This window comes from Ralstonia sp. 1B3 (genome assembly GCF_036631435.1).
This window is the reverse complement of sequence record NZ_JAPNUG010000008.1, coordinates 82699-91648: the sequence shown is the minus strand read 5'-3', so window position 1 is coordinate 91648 and position 8950 is coordinate 82699. Positions and strand designations below refer to the sequence as shown.

Here is an 8950-nt window from a genome sequence, read left to right as displayed (position 1 = left end):
CTGGCTCGCGTTGCGTGCCGTGCTTTCGGCCCGCCACGCCTGGACGCTCACCAGCTCCGAGGCTGTCCGCAATCTCGATGAGCTGGCCCGTGCCAATCTGTCGCCTGCTGATCTCGATACGCTGCACGGTGCGCCGTGCTTTGCTTCGCACGCACGCATCGTCGAGCAGGCCGAATCGCTGGGTTTTCGCGACGTGACGCTGACCGGCGCAGGCGATGACCGGCTCCTCGCCAGCGTGCTCGCCTGGGCCGGGCCGATATCGGCTCCCGAGCATGGCTCGCCAACGGTGCCGGCTGAACCCAATCCGTCTACTTCTTCTTCCACTGTGACGCAGACTCCCGTTCCCTCGTCCGCTCCTGCTCCGACACCAGCCCCCGCAGCGGCCAAGCCGAGTCCTGTCCCTGCGCCTGCTGCCCCGCCGGCCGCGTTTGCCCCCACCATGACGGTCAACCATGCGCCCGCTCGCGGCGGTTGGTTGATTTGGGTAGTCCTGGTGGCCGTCGTGGCGGCGGTGGCCGCGCTGCAGGTGCGCAACGAGCGCCTTGCACGCGAGATCCGCCAGCACGCCCAGACGAACGAAGCCCTGGCGCAGGAGATGCGCGTGCTGTCGCGTGCGGATCAGGATTCGGTTTCCCAGTTGCAGCAGAAATTCGGTGCGCTGGATGCCCGCACCGCAGAAACGCGCGACCGCCAGGCCGCCCTGGAACAGGCCAATCAAGACCTGCTGCGGAACCGCGACGACTGGCAGCGCGCCGAGATCCAGCGTTCGCTGGAAGTCACCGCCGAGCAACTGCAGCTGACGGGCAATGTCGCCGGTGCTCTGGCGGCGCTGCAAACGGTCGATGCGCGCCTGGCTACGCTTGACAAGCCGCAGTTCAACGCTGTGCGCCGCGCGGTATCGCGTGACATGGCCAAGCTCAAGGCGATGCCGTCGTTGGATCTGGCCGGTGCCGCGCTGCGGCTGGACGACGCCATCAATGCGGTCGATACGCTGCCGCTCATCTCGTCGGCTCAGCCGTTGGAGGCGGAACAGGTTGCGCAGGCGCCGCATGCTGCCGTGAAGCCCACGAAGAATGCCAAGGCGCAGGCTGCGGCTGCCTCTGCGCCGGCTGCATCGACGCAACCAAACGCCGGATGGTCGGCTGGCGTGCGTGCCTGGTGGGGGCGTTTGTGGAACGACGTGCGCGGCGAACTCGGCCAGATCGTGCAGGTCCGCCGCGTCGATCAGACGGAGGCGCTGCTGCTGTCTTCCGACCAGGCGTGGTTCCTGCGCGAAAACCTCAAGCTGCGCTTGATGAACGCGCGCCTGGCGTTGCTCTCGCGCAATGACGCCGTGTTCCGCGCCGATCTCGGTCGTGCCGATACGCTGCTCGCGCGCTACTTCGATACGCAGTCTCCGCGCGTGACCACGGTGCAGAATCAACTGTCGCAAGTGCGCGCGACGGTTGGCACGCTGCAGGTGCCGACGCTGGCTGACAGCCTTGCCGCGGTGCGCGGTTCGGGCAAGGAGTGAGCATGCGCTGGGTATTCTGGGTCGCGCTCCTGTTTGCCGCCGCCGTCGGGCTGGCGCTGTTTACGGAACTGAACCTGAGCAACGTCGTGCTGTTCTACCCGCCGTACCGGGTGGAGATGTCGCTCAACTTCGTGCTGGCTGCGCTGCTGGCGACCTTCGTGGTGCTGCATCTTGTGATGCGGCTCTTCCACCATGTGGCCGGTATGCCGGCGCGTGCTGCGGCGTATCGCGAGCGCAACCGCATCCTGAAGGCATCGGCTGCGCTGCGTGAAGCGATGGAAAGCCTGTTTGCCGGGCGCTTCGGCCATGCGGAGCGCCAGGCGCGAGAGGCCCAGGCCTGGGAGCCTCAGCGCGAGACGGCCGCGCTGATCGGCGCCCGCGCAGCGCACCGCATGCAGGAAACCGAGCGCCGTGATGCGTGGATGGCAGAAGTCACCTCGCCCGATCGCGAGCAGGCGAAGCTCGTGTCGATGGCGGAATTGCTGGTCGATGCGCGCGATGCCGAAGGCGCGCTGGAGAAGATCGCGCAATTGCAATCGCAGGGTTCGCGGCAGATTCAGGCGCAGCGCATTGCCTTGCGCGCGCATCAGCACCTGAAGAATTGAGCGAGGTGCTGCGCCTCACGCGCGCCCTGGAAAAGCGCAACGCCATCCATTCGGTGTTGGCTGCACGCCTCAAGCAGATGGCGTGCGAAACGCTGCTGGCCGAGCGCCGCCACGATGCCGATGCGCTGAATAGCTTCTGGCGCGAGCTGACGACCGAGGAGCGCCGCTCGTCGCGCATCGCTTCGCAGGCGGCGCTGTATTTCGCGCAGCTTGGCCGTACCGATGATGCCAAGCGCATCGTCGAAGACGGTCTGAAGACGCATTGGGATAGCCGCCTGATTCGCCGCTACGCCGATTGCGCAGTGCCGGGCAAGGCGCTGCCGCTGATCCAGCAAGCCGAGAAATGGCTTGGCCAGCATCCGGTGGATGCCGACCTGTTCTACACGCTCGGCATGCTCTGCTTCAAGGAGCAGCTTTGGGGCAAGGCGCAGTCGAACCTGGAGTCTGCGCTCAAGTACGCCGACGCCGATCACTCCGGCAACCTGCGCGCCCATGCGCACTTGGCGCTTGCCCAGATGTTCGAGCAGACGGAGCGGGTGGAAGACGCCCAGCGACACTATCGGCAAAGCGCGTTGCTTGCCGTGAAATGAAAAAGGCCGGGATCATCCCGGCCTTTTTGTTGCTGCTGACCAAGCCTATTTGTTCACCATCCGTGCCGGCACGGAAAGCGTCAGGATCGCGCCCAGCACCATCGATGCGGCCAGCATGTACATGCCCGAATCGGTACTCTGCGTGGCGTCTTTCAGCCAGCCGACGGCGTAGGGGCTCAGGAAGCCCGCGAGATTGCCCAGCGAGTTGATCAGCGCGATGCCGGCGGCGGCACCCGTGCCGGCCAGGAACGCGGTCGGCAGGCTCCAGAACAGTGGCAACGTGGTCAGGATGCCCATGGTGCCGAGCGTGAGCGCGGCCATGGCCAGCGTGGTATCGGTGTGCCAGACGGCCGACAGTACGAGTCCGACCGCCCCCACCACTGCTGGAATCGCGATGTGCCAGCGGCGCTCACGCAGACGGTCGGCGCTGCGGGCCACCAACACCATCGCGACGACTGCCGCGCCGTACGGGATTGCTGTCAGCAAGCCCACCGAGAGCGGATCTGCCACGCCGGTCTGCTTGATCAGCGTCGGCAGCCAGAAGCTCACGCCATACAGGCCCATCACGAAGCTGAAGTAAATCAGGCTCATCAGCCACACGCGGGCTGGCCATGACAGTACGGATGGGCGGGTCTTCTTTCTCGGCGTCTTCCGCGGCGATGTTGCGGGCGAGCAGCGCTTCTCTTCGTCGGTCAGCCATTTCGCGTGGCTGATGCGGTCGTCCAGATACGCCAGCACGAAGATGCCCACGATGATCGAAGGAATGCCTTCGATCAGGAACATCCACTGCCAGCCGGCCAGGCCGTAGACGCCTGCAAACGCCTTCATCGCCCAGCCCGAGATGGGGCCGCCGATCACGCCCGACAGCGCAATCGCCGTCATGAAGAAGGTGGTGGTGCGCCCGCGCCGCTGCGCCGGATACCAGTACGTGAGGTACAGGATGATGCCCGGGAAGAAGCCGGCTTCTGCCAGGCCCAGCAGGAAGCGCATGACGTAAAACATGGCCGGCGTGGTGACGAACATCATGGCCGCCGAGATGATGCCCCACGAGATCATGATCCGCGCGATCCAGATGCGCGCGCCCACGCGGTGCAGGATCACGTTGCTCGGCACCTCAAAGAGGAAGTAGCCGATGAAGAAAATGCCGGCGCCGAGGCCGTAGATGGTCTCGCTGAACTTGAGGTCGTTGAGCATCTGCAGCTTGGCAAAGCCCACGTTGACGCGATCGAGATACGCGACCACGTAGCACAGCAGCAGGAACGGAACCAGTCGCCACGTCACCTTGCGGTAGGTGGCTTCTTCAAATGCACTTGTGGATTGGCTCGTCAGCGCCTGCGCCGCCGACCGGTGAGGTGGGTGGGGTGGTGATGGCCATCGGGTCTCCAGCGTTATTGTGAGTTCAGGCCGAGTGCTCCTCGTTACCTACCTACCTCGGCCTGGAAAACCGCCACAGCATTCTGCGCTTCTCGGGCGGGCGCGCCAAGACGCCCGCCGGCAGGGTTTATACGCAGCGCCCGCCGTCCACTTCAGACACGTGCCGGTAATGAACTCGGCCTCGTCCGACGCCAGATACAGGCATGCGTTGGCCACATCCTGCGGCGTGGACAGCCGCCCCATCGGGATCGTCGCCAGGAAGCGTGCACGGTTCTCCGGAGTGTCGGGTACGCCCATGAACTGCTCGATGAGGCCCGTGGCGCCCATCACGGGGTTCACGCAGTTCACGCGGATGTTGTCCGGGCCCAGCTCGGCCGCCATCGCCTTGCTGGCTGTGATGACGGCGCCCTTGCTGGCGTTGTACCAGACCAGGCCCGGCCGCGGCCGGATGCCGGCAGTAGAAGCCACATTGACGAACACGCCGCCGCCGCGCTCCCGGAAGTGGACGATGATGCGCCGTCCAGTAAATGCTCTTCACGTTGACGGCCATCACGCGGTCGAACTCGTCTTCGGTGATCTGCAGCAGCGGCTTGTTCTTGTGCGTGGTGCCGGCGTTGTTCACGACGATGTGCAGATCGCCATAGCGCGCCAGCGTGGCGCCCAGCAGCTTGGCAACGGAATCGCCATTCGAGACGTCGGCCTGCACGAAATGCGCATCGCCGCCGGCCACGCGAATGGCGCTGGCCACGCGTTCACCGGCCTCCGCATTCAAGTCGTTGACGACGACGCGCGCGCCTTCGCGGGCAAAGGTGTTGGCGATGCCCTCGCCAAAGCCTGAACCCGCGCCCGTGACGATGGCAATCTTGCCGGCAAGCCGCATGGTGTCTCCTCGTGTTGTGGGTGGAATGCTGCGTTGTGCCTTAGCCGTGACGGATGGCGATGGTCTTGAGCGTGGTGAAGCCGTAGAGCGCTTCGAAGCCCTTTTCGCGCCCGTGCCCCGATTGGCCCGTTCCGCCGAAGGGCAGTTCAACGCCGCCGCCTGCGCCGTAGTTGTTGATGAAGACCTGGCCTGCCCTGAGCTTGCGCGCAAGGCGCATCTGGCGGCCGCCGTCGTTCGTCCACACGCCGGCTACCAGGCCGTAAGGGGTGCCGTTGGCCAGGGCCAGCGCTTCGGCTTCGGTGTCGAACGGCATGGCGGCCAGCAGCGGGCCGAACACTTCCTGCTGCGCGAGGCGGTGCGTGTGCGGCACATCGCGCAGCAGCATCGGCGCCTGGTAGTAGCCGGTTTCCGGCGCCTCGGGCACCACCTGGCCCTGCGCCATCACCGGGATGTTGGCGTGCTGCGCATCCGAGACGAAATCCCACACGCGCTGCTGCTGCTTGGGGTTGATGAGCGGGCCGCAATCCAGGTCCAGCGACGACGGGCCGACCCTGATGGATTCGAACACCGTTGCCAGCCGATCCAGCATCGCCTCATACACGCTGCGCTCGATCAGCACGCGGCTGCCGGCGGAGCACGTCTGTCCGGCGTTCTGGATGATGCCGTTCACCACGGCGGGGATGGCCGCTTCCAGATCGGCGTCTGCAAACACGATCTGAGGGGATTTGCCGCCCAGCTCCAGCGTGACGGGCACGTGGTTTTCCGCCGCCGCGCGGACAATCGCCTTGCCTGTTTCCGGGGAGCCCGTGAACGACACATGGTTGACCCCGGGATGCGCCGCTAGAGCCGCACCGGCTTCGTGGCCATAGCCGGTGACGATGTTGAGTGCGCCATCGGGCAGGCCGGCTTCGGCGGCCAGCTCGGCCACGCGCAGGACCGACAGGCACGCATCTTCCGCGGGCTTGACCACGCAGGCGTTGCCCGCCGCCAACGCAGCGCCCACGCTGCGCCCGAAGATCTGCATCGGGTAGTTCCACGGGATGATGTGCGCGGTCACGCCATGCGGCTCGCGCACGGTCAGCACGGTGGTATCGGCCGGGTAGGGGATGGTCTGCCCGTGCAGCTTGTCGGCCGCGCCGGCGTAGAACTCGAAGTAGCGGGCGACGGCGCGGGCATCGGCGCGCGCCTGGCGCATGGGCTTGCCGGTGTCGCGGGCTTCCAGACGGGCCAGTTCTTCTTCGTGATCGGCCAGGCGCAGGGCCACGCGCATCAGCACACGGCCACGCTCGGCCGGCGCCAACTGGCCCCACACGCTTTCGAACGCGCGCCGCGCGGCATGCACTGCCACGTTGATGTCGGTGGCGTTGCCGCGCGCAATCTCGGCAAAGGACTGGCCGTCGGACGGATCGAACACCTTGATGCGCATTCCCGAATCGGGCGACATCAGACGGTTGGCGATGAAGTGCTGGGCATGCATGGGGGTTCCTGCAAAAGATCGGCAACGCGCGATTTTCGCACGGGCGCGCGCCGGGTAGGGCAAGCGGCCGGGTGTGAGGGGCTATAATGCCCGCCGACAGTTTTTTACGCTTCTTTCCAACCATTTGCGTCGCGTTTTTACGCAGTTCGCGCATTCCGGAGCATTTCCATGAGCTTCAACAACGTCTCGCCGGGCAAGGACATCCCCAACGACTTCAACGTCATCATCGAGATCCCGGCGCAAAGCGACCCGGTCAAGTACGAAGCCGACAAGGAAACCGGCCTGCTGTTCGTGGACCGCTTCGTTGGTACCGGCATGCGCTATCCGGCCAACTACGGCTTCATCCCGCAGACGCTGTCGGGCGATGGCGACCCGGTCGACGTGCTCGTCGTCACGCCGTTCCCGCTTATCCATGGTTGCGTGGTGCGCTGCCGTGCCCTGGGCATGCTGAAGATGACGGACGAATCCGGCGTGGACGCCAAGCTGGTTGCCGTGCCTGTCAACAAGCTGAGCCCTGCCACGGCCCACATGACCGACCTGTCGGACGTCGGCCAGAACCTGCTGGACCAGATCAAGCACTTCTTCGAGCACTACAAGGCGCTGGAAGCCGGCAAGTGGGTCAAGGTCGAAGGCTGGGGCGGCATTGAGGAAGCCCACAAGGAAATCGTCGACGGCGTTGCCAACTATAAGAAGTAAGCGATTTCAGGATTTCGCCGTACGGCATGTCTGACAAATCCCGGCCTCCGGATGGAGCGCCGGGATTTTTTCTTTGCGAATTGGTCATCGGCGTGATGCTCGGAAATGCGTCGACTCGCGTCAGCTCGCCATCTGCGCCCGGATGGGGTCTTGTATGCGTTTTTTGATATCCATCACGGAATTTGCATACTTACCGCCCGGTAGTTCTGCTACACAGAGATTTAAGAAACGCTCATTTGCCCACCGGAAACGACCGCTCTAGACTCCCCGTCAAGTTTGACTCCAACCCTTGGTACTGCGATGTTGAACAAGACCGTTGTCGTTCCCGTGCTTTCCGCCGTGGCCATGGCCGCATTCACCGTGTGGGCGCTGCTGGTGGGCCCGCCGGACGCAGCCCACGCCGGCGAGCGTGCCGTCGCATCGGCCTCCATGGCTGTTGATTCGAACGCTGCCCACTGCATGATTGCCCAGCAGAAACCTGCCGCGCACTGAGCTTCACCCCCGCGTCCGCCGTTCGTGCGGACGCCGTCTTTCTTGGTCCCGCCGTTTTCCCCTGCTAGTCCGATCCTGACCGTTGCCTGAAAGGCGAGCGGTCCGTCAGCTCGTCCAGATACGCTTTCATGCCGGCGGTTTCGCGGTCGAGGAACCTGCCCACTGCATCGGCAAATGCCGGATGCGCCAGCCAGTGTGCCGACAGCGTCGCCACGGGCTCGAAGCCGCGTGCCATCTTGTGTTCGCCTTGCGCGCCACCTTCAAACGTGCGGATGCCGTGCGCGATGCAGTACGTCAGCGGCTGGTAATACGCCGTCTCGAAGTGCAGGCAGGGGTGAGGCTCGATCGCGCCCCAGTAGCGGCCGTACATGACGGACGCCTCGGGCCGCGTGTCGATCACCAGCAGCGCACTCGCAATGTCGTTGCCGTCGCGCGAGGCGATCACGAGCAGGAGGTTTTCCGGCATCGTCCGGCCGATCTGGCGGAAGAACTCCAGGTTCAGATACGGCGACGAGTGATGCTCGCGGTAGGTGGTGCGATAGCAGCGGTGGAAGAAGCGCCAGTCCGCATCCGTCGCAGCTGCGCCGGACACGTGGCGAAAGGTGATGCCTGCGTCGTGCACGCGGCGGCGCTCGGCGCGGATGTTCTTGCGCTTCTTCTGTTCCAGCGCGGCCAGAAAGTCGTCGAAGCTGGCAAAGCCGGGATTGCACCAGTGGAACTGCACGCCCTGTCGCAGCAGCATGCCGGCGGCGCGCAATTGCTCGGCTTCATCGGCGGTGGGAAACAGCACATGCAGCGATGACAGCTCGCTCTGCCGCGCCACCGCCAGCATTGTGTCGACCAGCGCCGCGCGTGCCGTCGCATCCCGCGCCAGCAAGCGCGCGCCCTGCACCGGCGTAAACGGCACAGCGGACAGCCATTTCGGGTAGTACTCCAGCCCGTGCTGCGCATACGCATTGGCCCACGCCCAGTCGAAGACGTACTCGCCGTAGGAGTGGCCCTTCACGTACAGCGGCACGGCCGCGGCGAGCACTTCGCCGTCGGGGCCGTCTTGCCACAGCGTCAGGTATTGCGGCGACCAGCCGGTGTCGGGCGATGCGCTGCCGCTCTCATGCAGGGCGTGCAGGAAATCGAAGCGCAGAAAAGGCGTCGCTTCGGGCTGCAGGGCGAGCAGGGCATCCCACGCGTCGCGGCCGATGTCGCGCAGATCGGTCACAAGTCGCGTGCGATAATTGGCCAATTCGTGTCGCGAACCAGCGCGCGCTTGAGGCTCGGGAACAAGGGGGCGAGAGGTCATGCCGCCGATTCTAATTCCAGCTTTGA

General features: G+C 65.1%; 6 protein-coding genes and 2 pseudogenes. 4 read left to right on the top strand and 4 right to left on the bottom strand.

All coding sequences use genetic code 11. The features are described from left to right. Together hemDX and OWR21_RS02225 are read left to right on the top strand one after the other, a co-directional pair. The coding region (gene hemDX, locus OWR21_RS02230) for a fused uroporphyrinogen-III synthase HemD/membrane protein HemX (RefSeq protein ID WP_332394504.1) at positions 1 to 1513 on the top strand (1513 nt) is incomplete at its 5' end. A 2-nt stretch (positions 1514 to 1515) separates the two neighbouring features. Continuing rightward, a pseudogene (locus tag OWR21_RS02225) lies at positions 1516 to 2708 on the top strand (heme biosynthesis protein HemY). A 45-nt stretch (positions 2709 to 2753) separates the two neighbouring features. Here the strand turns inward: OWR21_RS02225 and OWR21_RS02220 are convergent. The 3 genes and pseudogenes from OWR21_RS02220 to OWR21_RS02210 form a co-directional block, all read right to left on the bottom strand. After that, positions 2754 to 3989, bottom strand: a complete 1236-nt coding sequence (locus OWR21_RS02220) for an MFS transporter (RefSeq protein ID WP_332394503.1) — start codon at positions 3987 to 3989, stop codon at positions 2754 to 2756. 220 nt (positions 3990 to 4209) lie between these two features. After that, positions 4210 to 4962, bottom strand: a pseudogene (locus OWR21_RS02215) (SDR family oxidoreductase). Positions 4963 to 5002: 40 nt separating this feature from the next. Further along, positions 5003 to 6439: an aldehyde dehydrogenase family protein gene (locus OWR21_RS02210; RefSeq protein ID WP_332394502.1), complete on the bottom strand. Its 1437-nt coding sequence runs from the start codon at positions 6437 to 6439 to the stop codon at positions 5003 to 5005. A 168-nt stretch (positions 6440 to 6607) separates the two neighbouring features. On the opposite strand from OWR21_RS02210, the gene ppa reads away from it, so the two are divergent. Then, entirely contained in the window at positions 6608 to 7135 is a 528-nt protein-coding gene (gene ppa / locus OWR21_RS02205; RefSeq protein ID WP_316889728.1) for an inorganic diphosphatase, read from the top strand. 300 nt (positions 7136 to 7435) lie between these two features. Next, the gene (locus tag OWR21_RS02200) at positions 7436 to 7627 is read left to right on the top strand and encodes a hypothetical protein (protein WP_332394501.1); all 192 of its coding nucleotides are present in this window, start codon (positions 7436 to 7438) and stop codon (positions 7625 to 7627) included. Positions 7628 to 7691: 64 nt separating this feature from the next. Here the strand turns inward: OWR21_RS02200 and OWR21_RS02195 are convergent, their stop codons facing one another. Beyond that, entirely contained in the window at positions 7692 to 8924 is a 1233-nt protein-coding gene (locus OWR21_RS02195) for a GNAT family N-acetyltransferase (protein ID WP_332394500.1), read from the bottom strand. Positions 8925 to 8950 lie beyond the last annotated feature (26 nt).

Coding starts and splice junctions, on each gene's coding strand:
- OWR21_RS02210 (WP_332394502.1), bottom strand. CDS start 6,439: ATGCATGCCCAGCACTTCATCGCCAACCGTCTGATGTCGCCCGATTCG.
- ppa (WP_316889728.1), top strand. CDS start 6,608: ATGAGCTTCAACAACGTCTCGCCGGGCAAGGACATCCCCAACGACTTC.
- OWR21_RS02200 (WP_332394501.1), top strand. CDS start 7,436: ATGTTGAACAAGACCGTTGTCGTTCCCGTGCTTTCCGCCGTGGCCATG.
- OWR21_RS02195 (WP_332394500.1), bottom strand. CDS start 8,924: ATGACCTCTCGCCCCCTTGTTCCCGAGCCTCAAGCGCGCGCTGGTTCG.